Annotated in this window: 29 protein-coding genes; 17 read left to right on the top strand and 12 right to left on the bottom strand. The window is 70.3% G+C overall.

The window, feature by feature from the left end; all coding sequences use genetic code 11:
• Positions 1-178 precede the first annotated feature (178 nt).
• The 4 genes from HKK74_RS00800 to HKK74_RS00785 all read right to left on the bottom strand — a co-directional run bounded on the left by HKK74_RS00800 (position 179) and on the right by HKK74_RS00785 (position 3,556).
• Positions 179-1,135 carry an amino acid ABC transporter permease gene (locus HKK74_RS00800; RefSeq protein ID WP_187240963.1) on the bottom strand — a complete coding sequence of 319 codons (957 nt, stop codon included), beginning with the start codon at positions 1,133-1,135 and terminating at the stop codon, positions 179-181.
• A complete protein-coding gene (locus tag HKK74_RS00795) occupies positions 1,132-1,821 on the bottom strand; it encodes an amino acid ABC transporter permease (protein WP_187240962.1) in 690 nt (229 codons plus the stop codon). Before HKK74_RS00795 ends, HKK74_RS00800 begins: the two co-directional genes overlap by 4 nt.
• A gap of 69 nt (positions 1,822-1,890) precedes the next feature.
• Positions 1,891-2,730 carry a glutamate ABC transporter substrate-binding protein gene (locus HKK74_RS00790; RefSeq protein ID WP_187240961.1) on the bottom strand — a complete coding sequence of 280 codons (840 nt, stop codon included), beginning with the start codon at positions 2,728-2,730 and terminating at the stop codon, positions 1,891-1,893.
• Positions 2,731-2,776: 46 nt separating this feature from the next.
• Positions 2,777-3,556, bottom strand: coding sequence for an amino acid ABC transporter ATP-binding protein (locus HKK74_RS00785; protein ID WP_187240960.1), 780 nt, complete (start codon positions 3,554-3,556; stop codon positions 2,777-2,779).
• Between the two features lie 282 nt (positions 3,557-3,838).
• Here HKK74_RS00785 and miaB point away from each other — a divergent pair, with 282 nt between their 5' ends.
• Positions 3,839-5,299, top strand: coding sequence for a tRNA (N6-isopentenyl adenosine(37)-C2)-methylthiotransferase MiaB (miaB, locus tag HKK74_RS00780; protein ID WP_425544359.1), 1,461 nt, complete (start codon positions 3,839-3,841; stop codon positions 5,297-5,299).
• Between the two features lie 85 nt (positions 5,300-5,384).
• The gene (locus HKK74_RS00775; protein ID WP_187240958.1) at positions 5,385-6,173 is read left to right on the top strand and encodes a class III extradiol ring-cleavage dioxygenase family protein; all 789 of its coding nucleotides are present in this window, start codon (positions 5,385-5,387) and stop codon (positions 6,171-6,173) included.
• On the opposite strand, the gene HKK74_RS00770 is transcribed toward HKK74_RS00775, so the two are convergent.
• Positions 6,149-6,343 (bottom strand): antitoxin, encoded by a 195-nt coding sequence (locus HKK74_RS00770; RefSeq protein ID WP_187240957.1) that lies wholly within the window; start codon positions 6,341-6,343, stop codon positions 6,149-6,151. The two genes, HKK74_RS00775 and HKK74_RS00770, sit on opposite strands and share 25 nt — an antisense overlap.
• A 145-nt stretch (positions 6,344-6,488) precedes the next feature.
• On the opposite strand from HKK74_RS00770, the gene miaA reads away from it, so the two are divergent.
• A complete protein-coding gene (gene miaA, locus HKK74_RS00765; protein ID WP_312881145.1) occupies positions 6,489-7,418 on the top strand; it encodes a tRNA (adenosine(37)-N6)-dimethylallyltransferase MiaA in 930 nt (309 codons plus the stop codon).
• A gap of 15 nt (positions 7,419-7,433) precedes the next feature.
• Entirely contained in the window at positions 7,434-8,270 is an 837-nt protein-coding gene (gene dapF / locus HKK74_RS00760) for a diaminopimelate epimerase (RefSeq protein WP_187240955.1), read from the top strand.
• A gap of 40 nt (positions 8,271-8,310) precedes the next feature.
• On the opposite strand, the gene HKK74_RS00755 is transcribed toward dapF, so the two are convergent.
• Positions 8,311-8,973: a response regulator gene (locus HKK74_RS00755; protein ID WP_187240954.1), complete on the bottom strand. Its 663-nt coding sequence runs from the start codon at positions 8,971-8,973 to the stop codon at positions 8,311-8,313.
• Positions 8,970-10,160, bottom strand: a complete 1,191-nt coding sequence (locus tag HKK74_RS00750) for a sensor histidine kinase (RefSeq protein ID WP_187240953.1) — start codon at positions 10,158-10,160, stop codon at positions 8,970-8,972. The genes HKK74_RS00755 and HKK74_RS00750 overlap by 4 nt, the downstream gene beginning before the upstream one ends.
• A gap of 133 nt (positions 10,161-10,293) precedes the next feature.
• Between HKK74_RS00750 and HKK74_RS00745 the strand changes: the two genes are divergently transcribed.
• The 3 genes from HKK74_RS00745 to HKK74_RS00735 all read left to right on the top strand — a co-directional run bounded on the left by HKK74_RS00745 (position 10,294) and on the right by HKK74_RS00735 (position 12,988).
• Positions 10,294-11,205, top strand: coding sequence for an ABC transporter ATP-binding protein (locus HKK74_RS00745; protein WP_187240952.1), 912 nt, complete (start codon positions 10,294-10,296; stop codon positions 11,203-11,205).
• Entirely contained in the window at positions 11,202-12,059 is an 858-nt protein-coding gene (locus HKK74_RS00740; protein WP_187240951.1) for an ABC transporter permease, read from the top strand. Before HKK74_RS00745 ends, HKK74_RS00740 begins: the two co-directional genes overlap by 4 nt.
• Before the next feature lie 170 nt (positions 12,060-12,229).
• Complete coding sequence (locus HKK74_RS00735; protein ID WP_246491099.1) at positions 12,230-12,988, top strand: SCO6745 family protein; 759 nt, start codon at positions 12,230-12,232, stop codon at positions 12,986-12,988.
• Between the two features lie 18 nt (positions 12,989-13,006).
• On the opposite strand, the gene HKK74_RS00730 is transcribed toward HKK74_RS00735, so the two are convergent.
• Complete coding sequence (locus HKK74_RS00730; RefSeq protein WP_187240950.1) at positions 13,007-13,624, bottom strand: TetR/AcrR family transcriptional regulator; 618 nt, start codon at positions 13,622-13,624, stop codon at positions 13,007-13,009.
• Positions 13,625-13,726: 102 nt separating this feature from the next.
• On the opposite strand from HKK74_RS00730, the gene HKK74_RS00725 reads away from it, so the two are divergent.
• Both HKK74_RS00725 and HKK74_RS00720 read left to right on the top strand, forming a co-directional pair.
• Positions 13,727-14,719: a hypothetical protein gene (locus tag HKK74_RS00725; protein WP_187240949.1), complete on the top strand. Its 993-nt coding sequence runs from the start codon at positions 13,727-13,729 to the stop codon at positions 14,717-14,719.
• A 214-nt stretch (positions 14,720-14,933) separates the two neighbouring features.
• Positions 14,934-16,616 (top strand): ABC transporter family substrate-binding protein, encoded by a 1,683-nt coding sequence (locus tag HKK74_RS00720; RefSeq protein WP_187240948.1) that lies wholly within the window; start codon positions 14,934-14,936, stop codon positions 16,614-16,616.
• A 4-nt stretch (positions 16,617-16,620) separates the two neighbouring features.
• On the opposite strand, the gene HKK74_RS00715 is transcribed toward HKK74_RS00720, so the two are convergent.
• Positions 16,621-17,142, bottom strand: coding sequence for a hypothetical protein (locus tag HKK74_RS00715; RefSeq protein WP_187240947.1), 522 nt, complete (start codon positions 17,140-17,142; stop codon positions 16,621-16,623).
• A 164-nt stretch (positions 17,143-17,306) separates the two neighbouring features.
• Between HKK74_RS00715 and HKK74_RS00710 the strand changes: the two genes are divergently transcribed.
• Genes HKK74_RS00710 through HKK74_RS00695 form a run of 4 tightly spaced genes read left to right on the top strand, consistent with a single transcriptional unit; the run spans position 17,307 to position 19,731 of the window.
• On the top strand, positions 17,307-17,807 hold the full coding sequence (locus HKK74_RS00710) for a methylated-DNA--[protein]-cysteine S-methyltransferase (RefSeq protein ID WP_187240946.1): 501 nt from the start codon (positions 17,307-17,309) through the stop codon (positions 17,805-17,807).
• A 48-nt stretch (positions 17,808-17,855) separates the two neighbouring features.
• A complete protein-coding gene (locus HKK74_RS00705) occupies positions 17,856-18,365 on the top strand; it encodes an RNA polymerase sigma factor (RefSeq protein WP_187240945.1) in 510 nt (169 codons plus the stop codon).
• Positions 18,362-18,979, top strand: coding sequence for a methylated-DNA--[protein]-cysteine S-methyltransferase (locus HKK74_RS00700; protein ID WP_187240944.1), 618 nt, complete (start codon positions 18,362-18,364; stop codon positions 18,977-18,979). The genes HKK74_RS00705 and HKK74_RS00700 overlap by 4 nt, the downstream gene beginning before the upstream one ends.
• Positions 18,976-19,731, top strand: coding sequence for a 2OG-Fe(II) oxygenase (locus HKK74_RS00695; RefSeq protein WP_187240943.1), 756 nt, complete (start codon positions 18,976-18,978; stop codon positions 19,729-19,731). Before HKK74_RS00700 ends, HKK74_RS00695 begins: the two co-directional genes overlap by 4 nt.
• Before the next feature lie 70 nt (positions 19,732-19,801).
• On the opposite strand, the gene HKK74_RS00690 is transcribed toward HKK74_RS00695, so the two are convergent.
• Both HKK74_RS00690 and HKK74_RS00685 read right to left on the bottom strand, forming a co-directional pair.
• Entirely contained in the window at positions 19,802-20,017 is a 216-nt protein-coding gene (locus HKK74_RS00690) for a hypothetical protein (RefSeq protein WP_187240942.1), read from the bottom strand.
• A 232-nt stretch (positions 20,018-20,249) separates the two neighbouring features.
• Positions 20,250-20,486 (bottom strand): hypothetical protein, encoded by a 237-nt coding sequence (locus HKK74_RS00685; protein ID WP_187240941.1) that lies wholly within the window; start codon positions 20,484-20,486, stop codon positions 20,250-20,252.
• Positions 20,487-20,550: 64 nt separating this feature from the next.
• Between HKK74_RS00685 and HKK74_RS00680 the strand changes: the two genes are divergently transcribed.
• The 3 genes from HKK74_RS00680 (at position 20,551) to HKK74_RS00670 (ending at position 22,308) form a co-directional block, all read left to right on the top strand.
• Positions 20,551-21,465, top strand: coding sequence for a helix-turn-helix domain-containing protein (locus HKK74_RS00680; RefSeq protein ID WP_246491098.1), 915 nt, complete (start codon positions 20,551-20,553; stop codon positions 21,463-21,465).
• Positions 21,462-21,725, top strand: a complete 264-nt coding sequence (locus HKK74_RS00675) for a DUF397 domain-containing protein (protein WP_187240940.1) — start codon at positions 21,462-21,464, stop codon at positions 21,723-21,725. Before HKK74_RS00680 ends, HKK74_RS00675 begins: the two co-directional genes overlap by 4 nt.
• 358 nt (positions 21,726-22,083) lie before the next feature.
• Entirely contained in the window at positions 22,084-22,308 is a 225-nt protein-coding gene (locus HKK74_RS00670) for a hypothetical protein (RefSeq protein ID WP_187240939.1), read from the top strand.
• A gap of 130 nt (positions 22,309-22,438) precedes the next feature.
• On the opposite strand, the gene HKK74_RS00665 is transcribed toward HKK74_RS00670, so the two are convergent.
• Positions 22,439-23,704: a (Fe-S)-binding protein gene (locus HKK74_RS00665; protein WP_222721776.1), complete on the bottom strand. Its 1,266-nt coding sequence runs from the start codon at positions 23,702-23,704 to the stop codon at positions 22,439-22,441.
• 173 nt (positions 23,705-23,877) lie between these two features.
• Between HKK74_RS00665 and HKK74_RS00660 the strand changes: the two genes are divergently transcribed.
• Positions 23,878-25,065: an RNA-guided endonuclease InsQ/TnpB family protein gene (locus HKK74_RS00660; protein WP_187240937.1), complete on the top strand. Its 1,188-nt coding sequence runs from the start codon at positions 23,878-23,880 to the stop codon at positions 25,063-25,065.
• Positions 25,066-25,090 lie beyond the last annotated feature (25 nt).

The raw sequence follows: 25,090 nt of genomic DNA, 5'->3' as shown, positions 1-25,090 counted from the left end.
GGAATCGTCCCGCAAACGGGTGGTCATTGGGGCAATGACAGGACAGTTGGCGTCGTAAAGATACGAGGTCGTCGCTCTGCGGATGATCCACGGTCAGAGCGCCGCACGGGCCGGCGGGACGGGCTGTCCCACCGGCCCTGGAGCATCGTTCTGGCGTCCGGGTTCGGGTCGGTCACACCTAAGCGACGCCGCCGCCGAGGCCGGACTCCGGCAGCTTGTTCGGATCGGCGCTGAGGGTCGTGGCCGCGGACTTTCGGCTGCGGCGGCTGCGGCCCTCGAGCCACTGCGCGAGATAGCCGAGCGCCATGTTGAGCAGGATGTAGATCAGCGTGATGACGATGGCGGCCGGGATGAGGTTGCCGTAGTTGGCGCCGACCACGCGGAAGCCCGCGTTGAGCAGGTCCTCGTAGGCGACGATCCAGCCCAGCGCCGAGTCCTTGAGGAGCACGACCATCTGGCTGACGATCGCCGGCAGCATCGCCGTCGTGGCCTGCGGCAGCAGGACCAGGCGCATGACGCCGCCCTTGCGCAGGCCGACCGCGTAGGCCGCCTCGGACTGTCCCCTCGGCACCGCGTTGATCCCGGCCCGGACGATCTCGGCGAGCACGGAGCCGTTGTAGAGCGTGAGCCCGATCACCACGGCGGTGAAGGCGGTGACCTCCGGGAACTCGCGGTTCAGCCCGTTGGCGATGGTGGGCGGTCCGGAGAAGATGAAGAAGATCAGCAACAGCAGCGGAATGGCGCGGAAGCCCTCGACGATCGCGGCGGAGGGCCACCTCACCCACCAGTGGTCGGAGAGCCGGCCGAGCCCGAACACGATGCCGAAGAGCATGGCGAGCACGGCCGCGACCACGGTGACCTTCAACGTGCCGACCAGGCCGGGGAGGATGAACTCGGTCCAGACCTTGCCGTCGAGGAACGGCTCCCAGAGCTTGCCCTGGAACTGGTCCGCCTCGTTGAGCCTGGCCACGATCGCGTAGACGATCCCGAGCAGGATCACCGCGGCGACGAGCGTGATCACGTTGTTGCGCAGCCTGGCGCGGGGACCCGGGGCGTCGAAGAGCACCGAGACCTGCTGCTTGCTCTTCCGGGCCGGCCGGGCCTTCGGCGTGGGCGCCTCGGTCGTGACTGTCATCGTGCCACCGCCCATCGCTTGGCCGCCCAGCCGAACAGAAAGCCGGTCGGCAGGGTCAAGATCATGAAGCCGGCCGCGAAGCCGAGGAAGATCGGCAGCGTCGCGCCGTACTCTTCGAACATGTCCTTCATCAGCGCGGCCGCCTCGAGGTAGCTCGCGACCAGCACCACCGTGGTGTTCTTCATCATGGCGATGGTGATGCTGCCGAGCGGGGCGATGACGGCCCGGAACGCCTGCGGCAGGACGACCATGCGCAGCGACTGGGTGAACGTCAGGCCGATCGCGCGGGCGGCCTCGGCCTGCCCGACGGGCACCGTGTTGATGCCGGATCTGAGCGCCTCGCAGACGAACGCCGCGGTGTAGGCCGACAGGCCGAAGACCGCGAGCCAGTAGAAGTTCACGGTCGACACGTTGGACAGCTTGAGTCCGAGGGTGTCGCTGAGCGCCAGGCTGCAGAACAGCAGCACGAGCGTCAGAGGCGTGTTGCGCAGGGTGTTCACGTAGAACGTGCCCGCCGCGCGCAGCACCGGTGTCGGGGAGACCCGCATGCCGGCGAGAATCGTCCCGAGGATCAACGCCAGGACGCCGGTCATCAGTGACAGCCGGATCGTCGACCAGAAGGCCCCGAGGATCTTGTCGAATTCATCGACGAGCGGGCTGAAGTCGAAGAGGACGTTCCAGTTCATGGTGCTCCTAGGACCGGCGCCGGTGAGCCCGGGCAGGGCTCACCGGCGCGTTGGTCGGCGTTCAGCGGATCAGGCGCAGCCCTCGGCCGGCGGCTGCGCGGTCTCGAAGGGAAGGTTGGCCTTTCCGAACCACTTCGTCCAGAGCTGCTGGGCGGTGCCGTCCTTGTACATGTCGGCAATGGCCTTGTTGATCGCTTCGCAGCCCTTGGTGTCGCCCTTCTTCAGGCCGACGCCGTACTTCTCGTCGGTGAACGCGGCGTTGGCCACCTTGAACGAGGAGCCCTCGCGGTTGACGAACCCGGCGAGGATGGTGGCGTCGGTCGAGATCGCGTCGATCGACTTGCCCTTGAGCTTGGTCATGCACTCGTCGTAGCCCTGCGCGGGGACCGTCTCGGTGGCCACCTTGAGGTTCAGCTTGTTGGGACCCTCGGTGATGTTCTTCCAGGAGTTGGAGCCCGACACCGCGCACAGCTTCTTGCCCTTGAGGGACGCGAGGTCCTTGATGGAGGTGTCGTCGGAGCGGATCATGATGTCCTGGTGGGTGATGACCCAGGGGCCGGCGAACGTCACCTTGGGCTTGCGCGCCTCGGTGATCGAGTAGGTCGCGATGATCATGTCGACCGTACCGTTCTGCAGGAACGTCTCGCGGTTCGCCGAGCGCGCCTCCTTGAACTCGATGTCCTTCTCCGCGACACCGAGCTTCTTGGCGATGTACTTCGCGACATCGACGTCGATGCCCTCGACGCCGCTGGTGGTCTTCAGGCCAAGCGACGGCTGGTCGTACTTGACCCCGATGATCAGCTTGTCCTTGTCGGCGACCGATGACGCCTTCTTCTCACTACAGCCCGTCAGCGCCATTCCTACCGCGGCGACTCCGGCCAGTGCCACACCGATTCGACGTACTCGCATGCTCTCTTACCTCTGCTTTTTCTGCGGGAACCGCGTCCCCTGCGGCTCAGTGGGTGAGAATCTTGGAAAGGAAGTCCTTGGCGCGGTCGGTGCGCGGGTTCGTGAAGAACTCGTCCGGGGTGTTCTCCTCGACGATCTGACCGTCCGCCATGAAGATCACCTTGTTGGCGGCCCTCCGGGCGAAGCCCATCTCGTGGGTGACCACGATCATGGTCATGCCTTCGCCGGCCAGACTCGTCATCACGTCCAGCACTTCCTTGACCATCTCGGGGTCGAGTGCCGACGTCGGTTCGTCGAACAGCATCACCTTGGGCCGCATCGCCAAGGCGCGGGCGATCGCCGCCCGCTGCTGCTGCCCGCCTGAGAGCTGAGCGGGATACTTCTCCGCCTGGTTGGCGATCCCGACCCGCTCGAGCAGCTCGAGGGCCTCCTTGTCCGCTGTGGACTTCGCCACCTTCCGGACCTTGATCGGCCCGAGGGTGACGTTCTGGAGGATCGTCTTGTGGGCGAAGAGGTTGAACGACTGGAACACCATGCCGACGTCGGCGCGGTGCCGGGCGAGCTGCTTGCCCTCGGCGGGCAGCGCCTCGCCGTCCACCAGGATCTTTCCGTCGTCGATCGGTTCCAGCCGGTTGATCGACCGGCAGAGGGTGGATTTGCCGCCGCCCGATGGCCCGATGACGACGACGACCTCACCGCGATGAACGGTCAGGTCGATGTCCTGGAGGACATGCAGGTCGCCGAAGTACTTGTTAACCTTCTCGAGCACGACGAGGGGGCCGCCGCCTGAGGGCGTGTCGCTGGCCACTTTGCCGCTGTCCGTCATGAGCTGGAACTTTACGTCATGCTGACCGCCGGGCAATCCTTGGACGGGTACCGATCCGATCACGGATCTGTTGTCCCCGGGGCGGTCCGGGGCGCCGCCGCATGATCGGCCCGCGCGGCCGGGGCGGCTCCAAGAGAGTTCGCGACCCGCTCCGCCCGGCGCGTACCCTAGGACGTTGTCATGACCAACTCAGCGACTCCTCTCGCCGCCACGCGCGCGGCCTCCGCACCCGGCTCGGCACCGGTGGCGGACGGCGTGAACGCGCACTCCCGCACTTACGAGATCCGCACGTACGGCTGCCAGATGAACGTCCACGACTCGGAACGGCTGGCCGGGCTGCTCGAGGCCGCCGGGTACGTGAAGAACGACGCCGGCGACGCCGACGTGGTGGTCTTCAACACCTGTGCCGTCCGTGAGAACGCCGACAACCGGCTCTACGGCAACCTCGGCCACCTGCGACCGGTCAAGGCCGGCCACCCCGGCATGCAGATCGCCGTCGGCGGCTGCCTGGCCCAGAAGGATCGCGACACCATCGTGTCGCGCGCGCCCTGGGTCGACGTGGTCTTCGGCACCCACAACATCGGCTCCCTGCCGGTGCTGCTCGAGCGCGCGCGGATCCGCGAGGAGGCACAGGTCGAGATCGAGGAGTCCCTGTCGGTCTTCCCCTCGACGCTGCCGACCCGCCGGGAGTCGCCGTACGCCGCCTGGGTGTCGGTCTCGGTGGGATGCAACAACACCTGCACCTTCTGCATCGTGCCGGCGCTGCGCGGCAAGGAGAAGGACCGCCGTCCCGGCGAGATCCTGCGGGAGATCGAGGCACTGGTCGCCGAGGGCGTACTGGAGATCACGCTGCTCGGCCAGAACGTCAACGCCTACGGCAGTGAGTTCGGTGACCGCGCGGCCTTCGCCAAGCTGCTGCGCGCCTGCGGGGAGGTCTCCGGTCTGGAGCGGGTGCGCTTCACCTCGCCGCATCCGCGGGACTTCACCGACGACGTGATCGCCGCGATGGCCGAGACCGGCAACGTCATGCCGTCGCTGCACATGCCGCTGCAGTCCGGTTCCGACGCGGTGCTCAAGGCCATGCGGCGCTCCTACCGGCAGGAGCGCTATCTCGGCATCATCTCGCGGGTGCGCGAGGCCATCCCGGACGCCGCCATCACCACCGACATCATCGTCGGCTTCCCCGGCGAGACCGACGCCGACTTCGAGCAGACCCTGCACGTCGTGCGCGAGGCGCGGTTCTCCGGCGCGTTCACCTTCCAGTACTCCAAGCGGCCGGGCACGCCGGCGGCGACGATGGACGGGCAGGTGCCCAAGCAGGTCGTGCAGGAGCGCTACGAGCGCCTCGTGGCCCTGCAGGAGGAGATCTCCTGGGCCGAGAACCGCAGGCAGCTCGGCCGCACGCTCGACGTGCTGGTCGCCGAGGGAGAGGGCCGTAAGGACGAGGCTCGGCAGCGGATGTCCGGCCGCGCCCCCGACAACCGGCTCGTGCATTTCGGGCTGGGCACCGAGGCCGAGGTCCCGCGCCCGGGTGACGTGGTCACCGTGGACGTGACCTACGCGGCGCCGCATCACCTGGTGGCAGACGGCCCGGTACGGGCGCTGCGCCGTACGCGCGCCGGTGACGCCTGGGCGGCCCGCCAGGGCCGGCCGGCGGGCGGGTCGGGGGTCTCGCTCGGGATGCCGACCGTCGGACGGCCGGCGCCCGTTGCGGTGACCTCCGGCTGCTCCACCCGGTCCTGACCTCCCCGCCGCCCGCCGTGCCCTCGACCGCGCGCTCGTGCCCCGTGCCGTCCCTGCCGTCCCTGCCGCGCGGGACGGGCGCGAAATGCTGATCGGGGCGGCGGTGTGCGCCCATCCGCCGGTGCTCGTGCCCGAGGTGGCGAGCGGGGCCGCCGCCGAACTCGGTGAGCTGCGCGCCGCCTGTGACGAGGCCGTGCGCCGGCTCGTCGCCCCCGGGGGGCTCGATCTGCTCGTCGTGGTCGGCGGAGACGCCGAGACGCGGACGTACGGTGCCGACGCCGCCGGGAGCCTGCGGCGTTACGGGCTGGATCTGATGTTCGGCGCGGGGCTTCCGCGGCTGCCGCTGTCGCTGACGATCGGCCGCTGGCTGCTCACCAGGGCGGGGATTCTTCATGCCGATGCCGATGCCGGTGCCGATGCCGACGCCGCGACCCGCCGGGTCGGCGGCCTGGGCGGGGCGGCCGTGGGAACGGTGCGGTTCCAGTCGGTGGACTGGGACGCCGCGCCCGCCGAATGCCTGCGCCTGGGGCGGGAGCTGGCGGAGTCGGCGCAACGGGTGGGCCTGCTGGTGATGGGCGACGGGTCGGCGTGCCGCACCGAGAAGGCGCCCGGTTATCTGGACGAGCGGGCCGAGGACTACGACGACGGCGTGGCGCGCGCTCTCGGCGGTGCCGAGATCACCGCGCTCGCCCGCCTCGATCCGGAGATCTCGCGTGAGCTCCGGGTGGCGGGACGGGCGGCGTGGCAGGTCCTGGCCGGCGCGGCCGGTGATGGCCGCTTCGCCGCCGAGCTGCTGGCCGCGGAGGCGCCGTACGGCGTCGGATACTTCGCGGCGAGCTGGCGCAGGGATCAGGCGGACCGGCCGCCGGGCTGATCGCCCCGATCGTCGGTCATGTTCTTGATCTTCCGCTCGGCCTTGTCGATCTTGTCGGAGTACTTGCCGCCGGTCTTCTCATCGAGCTTGCCGCCGAGTTCGTCGACGCCCCGATGCACCTTGTCGCTGTGCTGGCCGAGCGCCTTCTTCACCCTGTCGACGATCGACATCTCCGCTCCCCCGAAATGGTGCCGCGACGGTGGCGAAGCCGGCCGCCCCATCACTGATGTAGGGATCTATACCCGTTTTCGGTCATCACTCATCAGGAACCGCCCCATGCCCGGCAGTGCGCGCCGAGGGGCCACAATGAGGTTCGTGACGCGTACGAACGTGATCGCGGTGGTCGGGCCGACCGCCGCGGGCAAGTCCGATCTCGCGGTGGAGCTGGCACTGCGCATCCATGGTGAGGCGGTCAACGCCGACTCCATGCAGCTCTATCGCGGCATGGACATCGGCACCGCGAAGCTCACCCGGCGGGAGCGGCGCGAGGTGCCGCACCACCTGCTCGACATCTGGGACGTCACCGAGTCCGCGAGCGTGGCGGAGTACCAGCGGCTCAGCCGGAAGGTGATCGGCGACGTCCACGGTCGTGGTCATGTGCCTGTGCTCGTCGGGGGGTCCGGGCTGTACGTCCGGGCGGCCCTCGACGACCTGGAGTTCCCCGGCACCGATCCGGCCGTGCGCGGACGGCTGGAGGAAGAGCTCGCCGAGCGCGGGCCCGAGATCCTGCACGAGCGGTTGCGCGGGCTCGACCCGCCGGCCGCCGCGGCGATCCTGCCGAGCAACGGGCGCCGCGTCGTCCGGGCCCTCGAGGTGATCGAGATCTCGGGTCGCCCTTTCACCGCCACCCTGCCCGACTATCGCTACCTGTACGACGCCGTGCAGATCGGGCTGACCGTGCCCCGTCCCGAGCTCGACGAGCGCATCGCCGTACGGGTGGAGCACATGTGGTCGGCGGGCTTCGTGGCGGAGGTCGAGACGCTGGAGAGGGCGGGCCTGCGCGACGGGCTGACCGCGGGTCGTGCCCTCGGCTACGCGCAGGTGCTGCGCTTCCTCGCCGGAGAGTGGACCGAGGAGCGGGCCAAGGAGGAGACGATCCGCGCCACGCGGCGGTTCGCCCGCAAGCAGGAGTCATGGTTTCGCCGCGATCCCCGGGTGCACTGGCGGCCCTATGACGCCACTGACCTCGCCGAGCGGGCGCTGGAGCTGGTCACGGCGGCCTCGGACGCCGGCGCGGGGCGGTGACCGTACGATTTGAGCATGCGGTTCGTCAAGGGGCACGGCACCCAGAACGACTTCGTCATCCTGCCCGACCATGAGGGGGACCTCGACCCGTCCCCGTCGCTGGTCGCGGCGTTGTGCGACCGCCGGGCCGGGATCGGTGCCGACGGGGTGCTGCGGGTCGTCCGCACCAAGGCGGCGGGCGAGCCGGCGCTCGGCGACGCCGAGTGGTTCATGGACTACCGCAACGCCGACGGCGGCGTGGCCGAGATGTGCGGCAACGGCGTGCGAGTGTTCGCGCGGTATCTGGTCGACGCGGGTCTGGCCGCACCGGGGGAGTGGGACATCGCGACCCGGGCCGGGCTCAAGCGGGTCACACTGGGCGCCTCGGGCGACGTGAGCGTGGACATGGGCCCGCCGGAAGTGCTGGGGGACGGGTCGGCCGTCGTCGCCGGGCGGGCCTATGACGGCCTGCGGGTGTCGATGGGCAACCCGCACCTGGCCTGCCTGGTGACCGACCGGCCGGTGACCGCCCTCGATCTGACCGGGGCACCGCGGTTCGACCGCGAGGTGTTCCCCGACGGCGTCAACGTGGAGCTCTACCAGGCGCTCGGTGAGCGGCACGTCGGCATGCGGGTCTACGAGCGCGGCTCCGGCGAGACCCGATCCTGTGGCACCGGTGCGGTGGCGACTGCGGTCGCCGCGGCGAGCCTGTCGGCGGCGGAAGATGGGCCGCTGATGGGGGAGTGGACCGTCGACGTGCTCGGCGGCCGGCTCACCGTGACCCTCGACGAGCGGACCAGCCACCTGCGTGGTCCCGCCGTCCTCGTCGCCGAGGGCGAGATCCGGCCCGGCTGGCCGGGCGCCCGCGCGTGAGCGCGGGGGCGCGGCCTGACCGGTCCGCACCCGATGCTCGTCACCGGGGAGGTGCGACCAGGCCCATCTCGTAGGCGATGATGACCAGATGGACCCGGTCCCGGGCGTCGAGTTTGGCGAGCAGCCGCGTCACGTACGCCTTGACGGTGGCCACACTGATCATGAGCCGGCCGGCGATCTCGGTGTTGGTCAGGCCGCCGCCGACCAGCGTCAGCACTTCGCGTTCCCGCTCGGTGATGCCGTCGACCGGCCGGTGCGGTGGGGCGGGGACCGGCTCGGGCCGTCCGGCGAACTCCTCGATCAGGCGACGCGTGACGCTCGGCGCGATCAGGCCGTCCCCGTTGGCGACCACCCGGATCGCAGCGAGGATCTCCACGAGCGCCATGTCCTTGACCAGGAACCCGGAGGCGCCGGCGCGCAGCGCACCGTAGACATGGTCGTCGTCGTCGAAAGTGGTCAAGACGACCACGCGCGCGGTCTCGGGACCGGTCGTGATGATCCGGGTGGCTTCGATGCCGTCCATGCCGGGCATGCGAATGTCCATCACCACCACGTCGGGCTGGAGTTCCCGCACCAGCCGGACCGCCTCGGCACCGTTTCCGGCCTCGCCGACGATGCGCAGGTCGGGAGTATCGGCGATGACCATGTTCAGGCCGGCGCGTACCAATGGCTGGTCGTCGGCGAGCACGACGCGGACCGTCATCGGGCTCCTACGGGAAGCGGCAGGCAGGCGGCCACGCGGTATCCGCCTTCGGGACGCGGCCCGGCGGTGAAGTCGCCGTGCAGCAGCCCGACCCGCTCGCGCATCCCGACGATGCCGTACCCGGCACCGGCAGTGCTGTGGCTGTGTTTGCCACGCCCGGAGTCGACGACCTCGATGGACAGCTCCTCATCCCGATGCTCGATGGACACCCGGCACTGGCGGGTGCCGGCATGGCGCACCACATTGGTCACCGCCTCCTGGATGATGCGGAAAGCCGACAGGTCGATCTCGGCGGGAAGTGGACACCGCTGCCCTCGCCACTGCACGTCGACGCGGACGCCGGCGGCCGTGGTCGTCGCGGCCAGCCGTTCGACGTCCGCCAGACCTGGTGCCGGGGCGGTCGCCACCGGGGCCGATTCCGCTTGGCGGAGCGCGCCGAGCATCCGGCGCAGCCCCGACAGGGTCTCTCGGCTGGCGCTCTCGATGGCGCTCAGTGCGTCGCGCGCGCCTGCCGGCTGGGTGTCGATGACCAGCCTCGCCGCGCCGGCCTGGATGGCGATGATGCCGATGCTGTGCGCGACCATGTCGTGCAGCTCGCGGGCGATCCGGAGCCGTTGGGCGGTGACCGCCTGGGCGTGCAGCGTCTGGGCATGGTCGCGGCTCTGCCGCATCGAATTGCCGACCAGCCAGGCGATGACGGCGGTCAAGGCGACGACCAGCTCTGTCGAGGTGCCGATGAAGAACCCGAGCAGCAGCCGTGTGGTCGCGTAGCCGACCAGCACGCCGAGCGCCATGACTGCGGCGGCGATCGAGCTCCGGTGCGGCCGGGTGGCCGCGATGTAGAAGAGGGCGACGTCGACCGCCAGGAACTCCGGGAATCCGATCTCCGTCGAGTTCAGCGCCATCGCCATGAAGACCGAGCCGGTGAGCAGCAGGGCCAGGGCCGGCAGTGGTCTGCGGCGCAGCAGGACGCTGCCCGCGAGCGCCATGACGGCGGCGATCGCCAGGAACGCCCAGTGCCCGGACTCCAGGTCGAAGACGTGCCTGCCGGGGCGGATGTACTGCGCCTCACCCGGCAACCTGACACCCATGACGGACGAGTAGGCCATGGCGGCACACCAGGCCAGGGCCGTCCATGTCCCGGGCGGCAGGCGCTTGAGCAGCGGGGGAGGCGGCGTGGCGGACATGTCCTGATCGTAGACACCGGATCGCCGCCGGGGCATTGGACCGTGGGTGTACACCCACGGTCGATAGGCGCTCGCGCGAATGTGGACGGCGGTCCGATGCCGAGCAGGGGCCGGCTCCGGCACCGTTGGCCGGGTGATCGAAGCCAATGAACTGACCAAACGCTACGGCCGGGTGACCGCCGTGAACGCCCTGAGCTTCACGGTGCGTCCCGGTCTCGTCACCGGGTTCCTCGGCCCCAACGGCGCCGGTAAGACCACCACGCTGCGGATGATCCTCGGCCTGAACGATCCCACCAGCGGAACCGTCACCGTCGACGGATATCCGTTCCGGGACCGGTCGCGCGGGCTGCGCCACGTCGGCGCGTTGCTCGACGCCCATGACGTCCACGGCGGGCGCAGCGCGGTGGCGCACCTGTCCGCCCTGGCCCGCAGTAACGCCATCCCGCGCCGCCGGGTCGACGAGGTCCTGGAGGAGGTCGGGCTGGCGAACGCGGCGCGGCGCCGCATCGGCGGGTTCTCCCTGGGGATGAAGCAGCGGCTCGGGATCGCCACCGCGCTGCTCGGCGATCCGCCGGTGCTGCTGTTCGACGAGCCGCTCAACGGCCTGGACCCCGAGGGCGTGCTGTGGTTGCGCGGCATGTTCCACCGGCTGGCCGCCGAGGGCCGCACCGTGTTCGTCTCCAGCCACCTGATGACCGAGATGGAGCACACCGCCGACCGGCTCATCGTCATCGGCCGGGGCGAGCTGATCGCCTCTGAGTCCCTGACGGAGTTCGCGGCCCGCGGCACCCGCCAGAGCGTGACCGTCCGCACGCCCGACCCCGCCGCGCTCACGGCCGTCGTGACCGCCGAAGGCGCCTCGGTGGAGCCCGAAGACGACGGATCGTGCACGGTGACCGGGCTCAGCGCGGCCCGCATCAGCGAGCTCGCCTTCGACCACCGCATCATGCTGCACGAAATCACCACCCGGAGCTCCTCCCTGGAAGAGGCGTTCATGGAACTCACCGCAGACAGCGTCGAGTACCCCGCAGGAGAACCCCGATGAGCATCTCGACCGTTTCGGGACGGACGGCATCCGTGTCCCGTACAGAGCCCCGCGCCCGGTTCCGCCACCTGCTCGCCGCCGAGTGGATCAAACTGTGGTCGCTCCGCTCGACCTACGGGGTCCTGGTGACCGGCGCACTGGTCTCCATCGGAATCTGCGTGAACTCCGCCCGTTCCAACGTCCACCTCATCGCGAACAGCTCGCATCCGGAGCAACGCACCGCGATCGATCCGATGCATGCCGCCTTCGTCCCGGAGGCCTTCCAGATCCTCATGCTCGTCGCCGGCAGCGTCGGCGCCATCACGGTCTTCGGCGAGTACGCGAGCGGGCTGATCCGCACGACGTTCGCGGCCGTTCCCGCGCGCCGCCCGGTGATCGCGGCCAAGATGGTCGTGGTGGCGGCGGTCGTGCTCGTCTTCGGCGCGGTCGTCTCGGCGGCCTCGTTCGGTGTGACCCAGGCGATCTACGACGGGCAGCGCATCGGCCTGTCGATCAGCGCCCCCGGCGCACTGCGGGCCGTCACGGCATCCGCGTTGCTCGCCCCGGTGTGCGCCCTGGTCGGCATGGCCCTCGGCGCCCTCATCCGGAACGCCGCCGGCACCATCATCGCGACCGTCGGAGTGCTTCTCCTCCTGCCGAGCCTCTTCCAGGGCGAGACGTACCGGTGGGTCAAGGAAATCGGCAACGCGATGCCGATCTCCGCATGGGATGCCCTGACCGACAATCCCGCCAAACCACCCTTCATTCCGATCAAATACCCCGTATCGATCACCGAGGCGTGGATCGTGTTCGGTGCCTGGTCGCTCGTCGCGGCGGTCATCGCCGTGACCGTCGTACGCCGCCGGGACCTGTGAGCCCGACGAGCCGATGGCCGGTGCCATGACCCGGGGAAGGTGCCGGCCGGCCCCCGCTCGGCCGTCAGCCGCGCAGGAAGGCGAGCACCGCGAGGACCCGGCGGTTGTCGTCCCCGGTGGCGGCACCTAAGATTCCTAGAATCAGATTCTAGTTCTTTGGGGCGGTGTGCATGACTGACACGCGAGCGCTCGCTGCGGCGGTGAAGGACCACCTCGGGGCTCTCGGCGGAGCCTTCATGATCTCCAGGGAGGCGAAGGCGTACGGCGAGGCGGCCGGGTTGACGCTCTGGACCCCGTACATGCGCGGGCGGTGCGGCGTGCTCGGCGAGGTCGACGCCGACGTCGTCGCCTCGGCGGTCGGGTTCTTCCCGCCCGGCGTGGTGCGCGCCTCGTGGGAGGCGGGCGCGAGTCTGCCCGCCGAAGAGGCGGCACGTCGCTACGCCGGAGTCTGCGACGCGTTCGGGCGGCGCAAGTTCGCCGGGTTGCCGGCCGCCGACGCCGACCGGCTCGCCGGGCTGCTCGAGGCGGTGGCGGCCGAGGCCGACGTCATCGGGGCGCCGTTGTTCGCCGGCTGGCGGGCGATGCCGCCCCCCGAGGATCCCCTGGCCAGGGTGTCCCGGTTCGCGCACGTGCTGCGCGAACTGCGCGGCGGCCTGCACCTGGTCGCGGTGCTGTCCTGCGGGCTGACGCCGCTGGAGTCCGTCCTCACCGGTGCCTCCATCCTGATCCCGAGCGGCGACGGCAATGCCCGGTACTTCGGCTGGCCGGAGCCGTACGCCGAGCCGGACGATGACACGCGCAAGCGCCGGGCCGACGCCGAGGAGCTCACGGACACCCTCGTCGCCCCGGCGTTCGGCGGGCTGAGCGAGGCCGACGCCGACGAATTCGTGGCGCTGCTCGGCAAGGCCGCCAAGGTCGCCTTCGGCTGACCGCTGTGAGCGGGCGGGTCACCGGGTGTCGGCGACCGGCAGTGGAGCGTGTTCCATCAGGGCGCGGATGCCCCGGCGCATGGTGTCGGCGTCGGTCTCGCCGAGAATGGCGCGCTGGATGATGAAGCCGGGAAGCAGGCCCACGAGCAGCTTGCCCACGGCGTCGGTGTCGGCGTCGGAGGGCAACCGGCCGGCGTCGCGCAGCCGCTCCGCGTAGACGATCCACAGATCGCGCATGCCGCCCATGGTGTCGCGCACCCGCCCGGCGAACTGCGGGTCGTACGTCGCCAGGGCCCAGGCCTGCGGGGCGAGGCGGGTGACACCGCCCTCGCCCGACCACGAGACGATCACCTCGGCGAACCGGTACACGACGTCGTCGAGCGGGGGCAGGGGGTCTTCGTGGAGGACCTCCTCCATGAAGTCCCGCAGGCGCAGCCCGGTGGCGCCCATGATGGCGACGATGATGTCGTTCTTGCTCTTGAAGTAGCGGTAGACCGCCCCGGCGGACAGCCCGGACTCGGCGAAGACGTCCTGCATGGACGTCTCGTGGACGCCCTTGCGGATGAAGCAGATCCGGGCGGCTTCGAGGATCTGCTGACGTCGGCGTTCGAGATGTTCCGCACTCACCTTCGGCATGCGGTCCAAACTAAAACGAACATCCGTTCTTGACAAGCCATGGATCCGGTGCGACGCTCCTCGCGTAAAACAGAACGGACATCCGATTTCCAGGAGCTCACCATGAAACCGCCCGACTCCACCCGCGCGGTGGCGATCGGCATCGGCGTCGTCGTTCTCCAGGCGCTGATGGTCATCGCCTTCGCCTGGCCGGCCGTCCGCACCGACCCCCGTGACGTACCGCTCGTCGTCGCGGGCCCCGAGGCGGCCGCCGTGGCCGTCTCCGACCGGCTCACCCGGGAGCGGCCCGGCGCCTTCGACATCGAGCGGGTCGCCGACGAGCCCGCCGCACGCGAAGCGCTCACCGACCGGGACGCCTACGGAGCCATCGTCGTCGGCCCCTCGGGACCGCGCGTCCTGGTCGCCTCGGCCGCGAGCCCCGTGCTCGCGCAACAGCTGGGCCAACTGGCCCAGCAACTCTCTGGAGCGCCCGTCGCGGCGGCGCACGACGTGGTGCCCGCCGACTCCGACGATCCGCGCGGCGCGGGATTCGCCGCCATGGTGCTCCCGCTGGTCATGTCCGGTCTCGCGGCGGCGGGGCTGCTGACTCTGCTCGTCTCGTCGGTCGCGTGGCGGGCGGTGGGCGTCCTGGTGTTCGCGGTGCTCGGCGGGTTCGCCGGCGTCGCTCTGGCGCAGGGCTGGCTGTCGCTCCTGCCCGGCTCCTACCTCGCCGTCTCGGCCGCCGTGGCGCTGGGGATCTTCGCCGTCACCGCCACGGTCGCGGGCCTGTCCGTGGTCATCGGGCGTGCGGGTCTCGGGCTCGGCGCGCTCACCATGCTGCTGCTCGGCAACCCGCTGTCGGCCGCCGCGTCGGCGCCCGAGCTGCTGCCCGAGCCGTGGGGAGCCATCGGGCAGGCGCTGCCGCCCGGCGCGACGGTCTCGCTGCTCCGCTCGGTGGCGTTCTTCGACGGAGCGGCCGCGGGAGGGCCGTTGACCGTCCTGCTGGTCTGGTCGGCCGCGGCGATCGCCCTCTTCGCGGCCGGGGCCCTGAAGGGCGGCCGGGCCCGGACGCCCGCACCCACCACCCCCGACCTCGACCTCGTGCCCAGTCACTGAGGCGCCGGGGGAGCGGTACGCCGCCGCACCGGTCCCACCCCAATCCCCGGCAAACGGGTTCTCACGGCAGGGTCCTTTCCCCCTAGGCGCGCTCGTCTCGCGACGGCCGCATGCACGTCGTGTGATACATCGGTCGCGACAGGTGACCCGGCGGGGGCCGGGCGGGGCGGGCCGGCGCGCTCGGCGGAGCTTTCGGGGAAGCTTGGGGGATCGGGTGAGAGCGCTCGTGCGCAGGGCCGGTGCGGTCGCCGTGGCGGTGCTGCTCACCGGCGGCTGCGGCGAGCGCCCGGTGCCGGGGCAGACCGAGTGGGAGCCGGCACCCGGGCTGCCCGCCTTCGACATCAACCCGGTGCCTCGCGAGCAGCTCCGGACGGGCGGCACGCTGAGGTGGGCTCTCGCGGAGTTTCCCCGGCAGTGGAACCTCTCACGCGGGGGCGGCGGGCCGGGCCCGGCCGCCGACGTTCTCTCCGGCCTGCTTCCGTACGTGATGCGGTGCGACGAGAAGGCGGTGCCGCATCCGGACCCCGACTACGTCAAGGACGTGACGGTCAGCGGCCGATCGGACCGCCAGGTCGTCACCTATGCCCTCAACCCCCGCGCCGCGTGGTCCGACGGCAGACCGATCACCTACCGGGACTACGCGGCGCAGGCCAGGGCGCTGTCCGGCAGGGACGAGCGGTTCCGCCCGGCGACCGTGCCGGGCTATGACCGGATCGAGAAGGTCGCCCGGGGCACCACCGACCATGAGGTCGTCGTGACGTTCTCCCGGCCGTTCGCCGGCTGGCCGAGCCTGTTCAGCCCGCTCTATCCGGCGGCGACCAACTCCGACCCGCGGGTGTTCGACCGGGGATGGGCCGGGCGGATCGGTCCCACCGCTGGGCCCTTCCGGGTGGAGCATCTGGACACCGCCGCCGGGACGCTCACCGTCGGGCGCGATCCCCGCTGGTGGGGCCGGCCGCCCAAGCTCGACCGGATCGTCTACCAGGCCATGGATGTCGCCGCGCTTCCCGCGGCGCTCGCGTCCGGGCGGATCGACCTCATGGACATCGGCTCGGACGTCAGCGCGTACACGCGCGCCGCCCGGGCCCAGGGTGCCGTCGTACGGGCGGCCGGCGGCCCCGGCTCGCGCAACCTGGCCTTCAACGTCACCAGGCCGCCGCTCTCCGACCTCAGGGTGCGGCAGGCGCTCATGCTCGCCGTCGACCGCAAGGCCGTCAGCGCGGACCTCGACCGGCTCGCCCAGCCCCTGAACAACCATTTCTTCCTGAACACCCAGGCCGGATATCAGGACAACTCCACCGGGCTGAGCGCCTACGACCCCGGCCGGGCCATGCGGCTGCTCGACGAGGCGGGCTGGACGAGATACGGCGATCGGAGGATGAGGAACGGCAAGGTCCTGAGGCTGCGGTTCGCCGTCGCCGCCGGGGATTCCGTCAGCGGGCGAGAGGCGCTGTTCGTCCAGGAGATGCTGAAGCGGATCGGCGTCACGCTGGACGTCGAGACGGTTCCCGCGCGCCGCCTCGACCCCGGTCACGTGAGGCGCGGCGCGGTCGACATCGCCGCGTTCTCCTGGCCGGGCGGGCCGTTCCCGGTCAGTTCACTGCGCTCGAACTTCGCCACGCCCAAGGGCGATCGTGTCCCCGGCGGCGACCCTCGGGCGGACGCGGCGGCCATCGACGAGGCGATGGACCGCGCCCTGCGCGAGCTCGATCCGGTGAAGGCCCGGACGCTCACCAACGATGCCGACGCCCTGATCTGGCGGGCTGCGAGCGTCCTGCCGCTGTGCCAGCGGCCGCAGTTCGTCGCCGTACGGTCCACGCTCGCCAACATCGGAGCGCGCGGCTTCTACGACCTCGCCTACGAGGACATCGGCTTCCAGGCCGGCGGCGAGCGCTGACCTCTCAGGATGGGCCGCCGCCCGGCGCGGGTGTGGGATTGGTCGTGTCGAAGTAGACGTGGTCCGAGTCGGGGTCGAGATAGAACGCGCCGTCATACGCGTCACGCGTGATCTCGCTGTCGAAAGCCTCGCTCCTGACCCACGTGGCGCCAGGAGGCATGAAGCCGCTCAGCGGATGCGGCACGAGGTTCGGCACTCGCGCACGGAACGCAGGCCGCCGTGCCTTGACGATGGCGGCTACTTTTCCCGCTCGAAGCCGGGCGATCCCCACAACGCGGACATCGGTGGGGCCGGGAACCGAGAAGCGGGAATCGACTCCCAGCGGATAGTCCAGCCAATGGGCGGCCGAGAGGCGGCCGAGCAGGGTGAAACGCCGTTCCAGCGGCGCGGTGTCCCGGCGCACGTCGCCGGCGCCCGGGCTCGCCTTGGGAGTCGGAGCCCTCCCCGTCGACTCGGCGGGCCTGCAGGCTCCCAAGGCCGCCACCACGCCGAGCCCGAGCAATCCCCGGCGCCCCAAGTCCGTCAACTCGGCCCTCCGTAACCCGGCTCGTTCGTGCGCGAAGGGAGTGTATGCCAGACCGGTCGACGACCCTGCCGATGGCGCGTACTCACGTTTTCCGGCCGCCGGTCGTCTTCAGGGTGGGAGAGGGCCGCACCGGCGGTCCCAGGGCCTTGGGAAGGCGAAGCGACATGGCCAGGACTCACACCGTCATCGCGTCACCGCTCGGTGGTCTGACCGCGGTCGCCGAGGACGGCGTGCTGAGCGGGCTGTACTTCGAACGGCATCTGCGCGGCCCCGGGCCGGAGGAACTGGGCGTCTACAGCGAGTCGGGCTTCGATGAGGTACGGCGTCAGCTGGGGGAGTACTTCGCCGGCGAGCGGAGCCGCTTCGATCTTCCGCTGGCGCCTCGCGGGGATGAGTTCCAGCAGCGGGTGTGGCGGCTGCTGATGGAGATCCCCTTCGGCGAGACGCGTTCGTACGGGGACCTCGCGCGGCTGCTGGGGAACGTGTCACTGGCGCAGGCGGTCGGCGCGGCCAACGCCCGTAATCCGGTGTCGGTGATCGTGCCCTGTCACCGGGTGGTGGGTGCGGACGGCGCACTGACCGGCTATGCAGGAGGCCTGGAACGCAAGCGGTTCCTGCTGGATCTGGAGGAGCCGGCCGCGCGGAAGGCGGCGAGGCTGTTCTGAGCGGCGGCCTCACGTTTTCCCTGCCCCGGGCGTCTACAAGGTGTGACCATGCAACCGTTCGAGCAGATCGTCACGGACCACGGTCCCATGGTGCTGCGCGTGTGCCGTGCCGTCCTCGGGCCGCAGGACGCCGAGGACGCCTGGTCCGAGACCTTCGTGTCGGCGATGAAGGCGTACCCGGATCTGCCGTCCGACGCGAACGTCGAGGCGTGGCTGGTGACGATCGCCCACCGCAAGGCCATCGACGTCGCCCGCGCCGCCGCCCGCCGGCCCGCTCCGGTGGAGGAGCTGCCGGAGCGTCCGAGCCGTACCGGCCGGCCGGAGGACTGGGACGGCGACCTGTGGCGGGCGCTCAAGGCGCTGCCCGCCCGGCAGCGCCAGGCGGTCGCCTATCACTATCTGGCCGGCCTGCCGTACAAGGAGATCGCCGCGCTGTACGGCGGGAGTACGGACGCGGCGCGCAGAGCGGCGGCCGACGGGATCAAGACCCTGCGCACCACCTATCCGGGACCCACCGACCATCCAGCGCCCACCGAACAGAGGGGAGTGGCCCGATGACCGCATCCGTCCCACAGACCGGGCGCCTGTTCGCGGCGCTTCCCGACCAGGACGCGCCCGCGATGGCCCGGCTGCACGAGAGGCTCGTCGACCGGGCCCAGCGCGAGGGGATCCTCGATGTCGCCTACCGCACGCTCGATACGCCGGTCGGCAGCCTCCTGCTGGCAGGCACGGGACAGGGCCTGGTGAAGGTCGCCTACGCCGTCCAGGACCACGACGCCGTGCTGCGGCAGCTCGCCGACAGCGTCAGCCCGCGCATCCTGCACGCCCCGGCACGTCTGGACGAGGCGAGCCGGCAGATCGAGGAGTACTTCGCCGGGCGGCGGACCCGTTTCGACCTTCCGCTCGACTGGCGGTTGTCGAAGGGATTCCGGCGCGAGGTGCTGAGGCACCTGCGTGACATCGGCTACGGCCGTACCGAGAGCTACGCCCAGGTCGCCGCCGCCGCGGGCAGCCCACGGGCGGTGCGCGCGGTGGGGACCGCCTGCGCCACCAACCCGCTTCCCGTGGTCGTGCCCTGCCACCGGGTGGTGCGCTCCGACGGCAGCGCCGGCGGCTACGCGGGCGGCGCGGACGCCAAGCACATCCTGTTGACCCTGGAGGGAGCGGCATGAGCGCCGCCAGTACGACCGTGAACACCATCGCCGAGCCCGGCGAGGACCAGTTCGCCCGCCGGGTCGCCTCGGCCGACTGGGCGTCGGTGACCGAGGAGGTCGACGAGTACGGGTGCGCCCTGCTGCCGCGGCTGCTGACGCCGGAGCAGTGCCGGTGGCTGGCCGACCGCTACGACGAGAGCGATCGCTTCCGCTCCACCGTCGACATGCGGCGTCACCGGTTCGGCAGTGGCGAGTATCGGTACTTCGACCGTCCCTTCCCCGAGCCCGTCCAGCGGCTGCGGGAGGAGCTGTATCCGCGGCTCCTGCCCATCGCCCGCGACTGGTACGCCCGGCTCGGCCGCGAGGCGGAGTGGCCCGACACCCTCGAGGAGTGGCTGGCGATCTGTCACGAGGCCGGGCAGAGGCGGCCCGCACCGATCCTGCTGCGTTACGGCACCGGGGACTGGAACGCCCTGCACCGGGACCTCTTCGGCGAGAAGGTGTTCCCCCTGCAGGTGGTGATCAACCTGAACGCTCCGGGCGAGGACCACACGGGCGGTGAGTTCCTGCTGGTCGAACAGCGCCCCAGGGCCCAGTCCCGGGGGACCTCCGTCCTCATCCCGCAGGGGCACGGCCTGATCTTCACCACCCGCGACCGGCCCGTCCGGTCCAAGCGCGGCTGGTCCGCGTCGCCCGTACGGCATGGTGTGTCCGCGATCCGCTCCGGCAGCAGGTACACGCTCGGGCTCGTGTTCCACGACGCCACCTGAGGACGACGAACGGCTGCGGTCGTCGCCGATCCGAGCATCTGAGCACCTGGGATCCCGCTGGGCGGGCGTGCTAGACCGGTGGCCGGGTGCGAGTGGCGATGATCAGTGGCAGGAGCTCCTCCAGGTTGAGCGCCTCGACGAGCCGGGGCCGGCCGTGCCACGACACCATCGCCCACCAGCGGCAGGTGTACGGTCCCCACCAGCAGGGGACCTCGGGGAAGCGCCGCCGGAGTTCCGCCAGGATCTCGGCCCGTACGACCTCCGGCGGCCGCCCGACGGTTCTCACGATTCCGTATGCCACGGCGAGGTCCCGCTGAACCAGGGGTACGCGGGCCATCGGGCATCGATCAGCGCCGGTCCTGGCCGGACGAGAGCGAGTGCTCCCTCCGTATGGGTGCCAGCCGCGCGGGCGGTGTGCCCGAGGGGTCGCTCACCGCCCGCGCGAGTCTCCGTCCTTCCCGTACGCCGTAGCACCAGCAACGTGACGCGGCGGCGCTGGACGCTGCCTCGCCGCGCCGTCACCGGCTCCGCTCCCGCCGGGCCGCTCGCACCCGCTCCGCGTCGAGTTCCGTGCGCAGTTCCCCGGCGGAGTCACTGATCACGGTGGCATCGACACCGGCGGCCGGGTCGTGCAGCGTGGCGACCCAGTCGCCGAGCAGACCGTCATGGCGCACAGAACGCCAGATCCGGTGGCCGGGATAGTCGGACCGGAGCCGGGCGAGCAGCTCATCGTCGGTCGGAGTGGGGGTGTGCATCACGGGCTGCCTAACGTCGTGGTTTCTCTCCGTTACGACACGCAAGCCTGCTGTGACCGGGCTAATGTCGGGAAGCGCCAGAAGCCCACGCGGGCAAACCCCGCACGCGCCGAAAGAAAGTGCGCCGCTTTCCAATGCCGGAGGTGCCCGGATGCCTCGCCGTCCCCGAGAACTCGGAACCCCGCAGTCACCCGCCGACTACTTCGGTGCCGAGCTGCGCGCCTTCCGCGAGGCGGCGGGACTGTCGCGCCCTCAGTTGGCCGACCAGCTCGGTTACACCGCCCAGTGGATCGGCCAGATCGAACAGCGCAAGAGCACGCCGTCCGAGGAGTTCGCGAGAGACTGCGACACCTTCTTCACCACGAACGGCACCTTCCACCGCCTGTGGGAGTGGCTCAAGCATCTCGGCCAACTCCAGCTCCTGCCCCCAGGATTCCCCGACTTCGTGGATCGAGAAGCCGAGGCCATCGTGATGTACATGTTCGAAGCGATGGCGGTGACCGGCCTCTTCCAGACGCGTGAATATGCCTACGAGGTGCTCAAGGCCGGAAGAACACCGGAGGCGATCGAGCAGCTCGTCGTGACGAGGATGTCGCGCCAAGGAATCCTCACGAGCGAGGATCCACCACGCGTCGTCGTCGTTTTCGACGAGGGAGCCATCCGGCGCCCGATAGGCGGCGCGGAGCTCATGCGGCACCAGGTCGGGCATCTGATCGCGCTTGCCGAACGGCCGGCCATCACCATGCAGATCGTCCCGCAGAGTAGAGGTGCGTACGCTGGCCTTCCGGGAGCCTTTACTCTCCTGGGCTTTCGAAGTAGCCCCGATGTCGCGTACATCGAAGGCCACGTGGGTGGTCAGCTCATTGACCACTCGGAAACCGTGCGCGAGTATGCGTTACGGTTCGACCTGATCAGAGGAGCGGCGATGTCCGCCGACGAATCTCTGAAGACGCTCCACGGGATCCTGGAGAGCCTATGAACACGCTGGACTCTGCACAGTGGCGCAAGAGTAGCCGCAGTACTGACACGGGTGGCCAGTGTGTCGAGGTTGCTGGCCTGTGGCGTAAGAGCAGCCGCAGCACTGACACCGGCGGGGATTGTGTTGAGGTCGTCGGCCTTGACCGCGCGGTCGCTGTACGGGACTCGAAGAACCCGGATGGGGCCAAGCTCCTCTTCTCCGCCGCTGAGTGGCGGGCGTTCACTTGCCATGTCAAGGCAGGTGAACACACTCTGCGCTAAGGCGGGGAGAGGGTTCGGTGGCGAAGCCGGGACAGAAGCGACCGCGTCTTATCGATCAAGGATCGAGGTACCTCTGGCTACCCTGATCCTTGATCAATCTGCGCAGCGCCGAGGCGTCCCTTCCGGTGGACCCGCGTGATGCGCGGTCGGAGCCGATCGTGCCTTTCTCCGGTGCCGGACGCCCATGATGACCACTCTCCGTCCCATGAAGAGCACAATCTGGAAGTCTCTTCCCTTTGAGGAAATGGGGCCTCAAGCGGCTGACGCTGCTCGGTAGCGGCAAGAGCGCTGACCTGGAACTCAGCCTCACTGACGACAGCCGCTTCAGAATGGGAGCCGGTGACCTTCGGGTGACCGCATGCCCGGGAACGACCATTCGGACATCGAGCCGGGACGACGTCTCGCTCAAGAAGAGTTCTCCGGCCCGAACCTGGTGATCCGCTGCGTGAGAGTGGCATGGCCCGGCTTCGGACAACAGGAAGAGTTCGAACGGCAAGTCGACGTGTTCCTGGCATCCGAAGGGCGCAAGGAACTCGCCTGGGCGGTCGATATGGAGATCGAGTTGGCGGCGGCTCCGGGCTAACTGACAAGGGCGTCGATCGAGACCTGCCACAGCCGGGCGGCGGCCTCGGGGTCAAGCGCGTACGCGGCGACACCGCGAGGGCGCGGCGGCCGCTCGCCGCGGACCCGAGCGCCGCCGGGTCGGCCGCGTCTCAGCGACCGGCGAGGAAGGCGTCCCGCCCGACGCCGCGGAGGGAGGCGTCGAGCACCTCGGCCGTGTGGGCGATCGCGATGCGTTCGCCGCGTGCGCCCATCGCCGTCGCGATCTGCAGCGTGCAGCCGGGGTTGGCGGCCACCAGCAGTTCCGCCTCGGTGGCGGTGACGTTGGCCGCCTTGCGGTCGCCGAGATCCCGCGCCGCCTCCGGTTGCATGAGGTTGTAGGTGCCCGCCGAGCCGCAGCACACGTCGGCCTCCATGATCTCCTTGACGGTCAGCTCGGGGATGCCCTTCAGCAGGGCGCGCGGCTGGGCGCGGATCCCCTGGGCGTGCGCCAGGTGGCAGGCGTCGTGGTAGGCCACTGTGACGGGCAGCGGATGCCGTACGCTCCGCGGGCCGAGCTCTTCGAGGTACTCGGCGAGATCACGCGTCTTGGCGCTGACGGCGGCGGCGCGATCCGCCCATTCCGGGTCGCCGGCCAGTAGCTTTTCGTACTCCTTCATCGCGGAGCCGCATCCGGCCGCGTTGACCACGATGGCGTCGACGTGCTCGAACTCCTCGATCGCGCGGCGCGCGAACGCCTGCGCCTCCTCCTCGCGCCCCGAGTGCAGGGAGAGGGCGCCGCAGCATCCCTGGCCCTTCGGGATCAGGACCTCGCAGCCCTCCAGCGCCAGGACCCGGGCGGTGGCCGCGTTGACGCCCGGGAAGAACTCACGCTGCACGCAACCGGTGAGCATGCCCACGGTCGCCCTGCGCTCACCGTGCGCCGGGATCAGCTCGGGCAGCCGCTTCGCCCGGCCGAGCGGCGGCGCGAGGCGTTCCATCGCGGCGAGCGTCGGCGAGATGCGCTCGAGCAGCCCGCTGCGCCGGATGAGCCGGTCGAACCCGGTGCGCTGGTAGGCGCGCAGAGGTGCGCGCAGCATCCTGAGCCGCCGCGGGTAAGGGAAGACCGCGAAGATGGCCTCGCGCAACGCCCGGTCGCGCCGGGTCCGGGGATGGTCGCGTTGTACCTCGGCCCGGGTGGCCTCGATCAGCCGGTCGTACTGAACACCGGACGGGCACGAGGTCACGCAGGCCATGCAGCCGAGGCAGCGGTCGAAGTGCTCGACCATCGGCGCGCTGAGCGGCTCGCCCTCGGCGTGCTGCTTCATCAGGTGGATGCGCCCGCGCGGCGAGTCCATCTCCTCGCCCCACAGCACGTACGTCGGGCAGCTCGGCAGGCAGAAGCCGCAGTGCACGCAGTCGTTAATGAGCCCGAGCATGTCCGTGCCCGCGGGCGCGTCGCGGTCCGTACGGCCCTGCCCGGCCTCGAGCGGGTCGTCCGACCGGTTCGGCGTGTTCATCGGATGTGCGGCGTGGAGACCTCGGCCTTCAGGCCGGGGAGGAAACGCCGCTCCCTCCTCGAGGTGTCGGTGGTGGTCGATAGCGTGTTCGCATGCGGTTCCGGCTTCAGCCGACATCCGCCCAGGAGGCGGCGCTGCTGGAACACTGTGCGCAGGCGCGTTTTGTGTGGAATATGGCGGTGGAGCAGCATCGGCATTGGCGGCCGGGGCGGGCGGGCGCGCCGGGTTACCTGGAGCAGTGCCGTCAGCTGACCGAGGCCAGAAGGGAGTTCGGGTGGCTGGCCGCTGGGTCGCAGACGGTGCAGCAACAGGCGTTGCGGGACTTCGCCCAGGCCATGAGCAACTTCTTCGCCGGGACGCATCGCCGGCCGACGTGGCGTAAAGCGGGCAGGCACGAGGGGTTCCGGATCGTGGGGCAGCGCGGCCGGCACTGGGATGTACGGCGGGTGTCCCGCAAGTCTGGTCAGGTGAGGATCCCGAAGGTCGGCTGGGTGGCCTTCCGCTGGTCCCGCGCAGTCCCCGGCGAGGTCAGATCGTTTCGGGTCACTCGTGATCGGGCGGGCCGCTGGCATGTCGCCTTCGCCGCCGTACCCGAACCGGTGCCCGGACCCGGCACGGGTGCGGTGGTCGGTGTGGACCGGGGGGTGGCCGTCTCGGCTGCCCTGTCCACCGGGGAACTGCTGTCGGTACCCGGCCTGCGCCACAGCGAGGCCAAGCGGCTGCTGCGACTGCAACGCAGGCTGGCAAGGGCCAAGCCCGGGTCGAACCGGAGGCGGCGCGTCAAGACCGCGATCGCCCGGATCAAGGCCCGCGAGGTGGATCGCCGCATGGACTGGGTGGAGAAGACCTCCACTGATCTGGCCCGTCGTTTCGACGTGATCTGTGTCGAGGACCTGAGGATCGGCAACATGGTGCGCTCGGCGCGCGGCACCGTTGCCGCGCCCGGGAAGAATGTGCGGGCCAAGGCCGGTCTCAACCGGTCCATCCACGCCAATGGCTGGGGCCGGTTGGTGACCCGGCTGGAGCACAAGGCTCCCGGCCGGGTGGAGAAGATCAATCCCGCGTTCACCTCCCAGACCTGTAACGCCTGCGGGCATCGCGCAGCGGGCAACCGTGAGAGCCAAGCGGTTTTTCGCTGTCGCGCCTGCGGGCACACAGATCACGCGGACGTGAACGCGGCCAAGAACATCGCCGTCGGGCGGACGGTGACTGCGCGGGGAGGCCAGGCGTTGGCCCGGCCGGTGAACCGCGAACCTCACCTCGTTCTCTCCTTTGCATAGGGGACGGGGGGTGGAATCCCCCGCC

It is taken from the genome of Actinomadura alba, assembly GCF_014323705.1.
Lineage (GTDB): Bacteria > Actinomycetota > Actinomycetes > Streptosporangiales > Streptosporangiaceae > Actinomadura_C > Actinomadura_C alba.
This window is presented reverse-complemented; position numbering and strand designations above follow the sequence as displayed.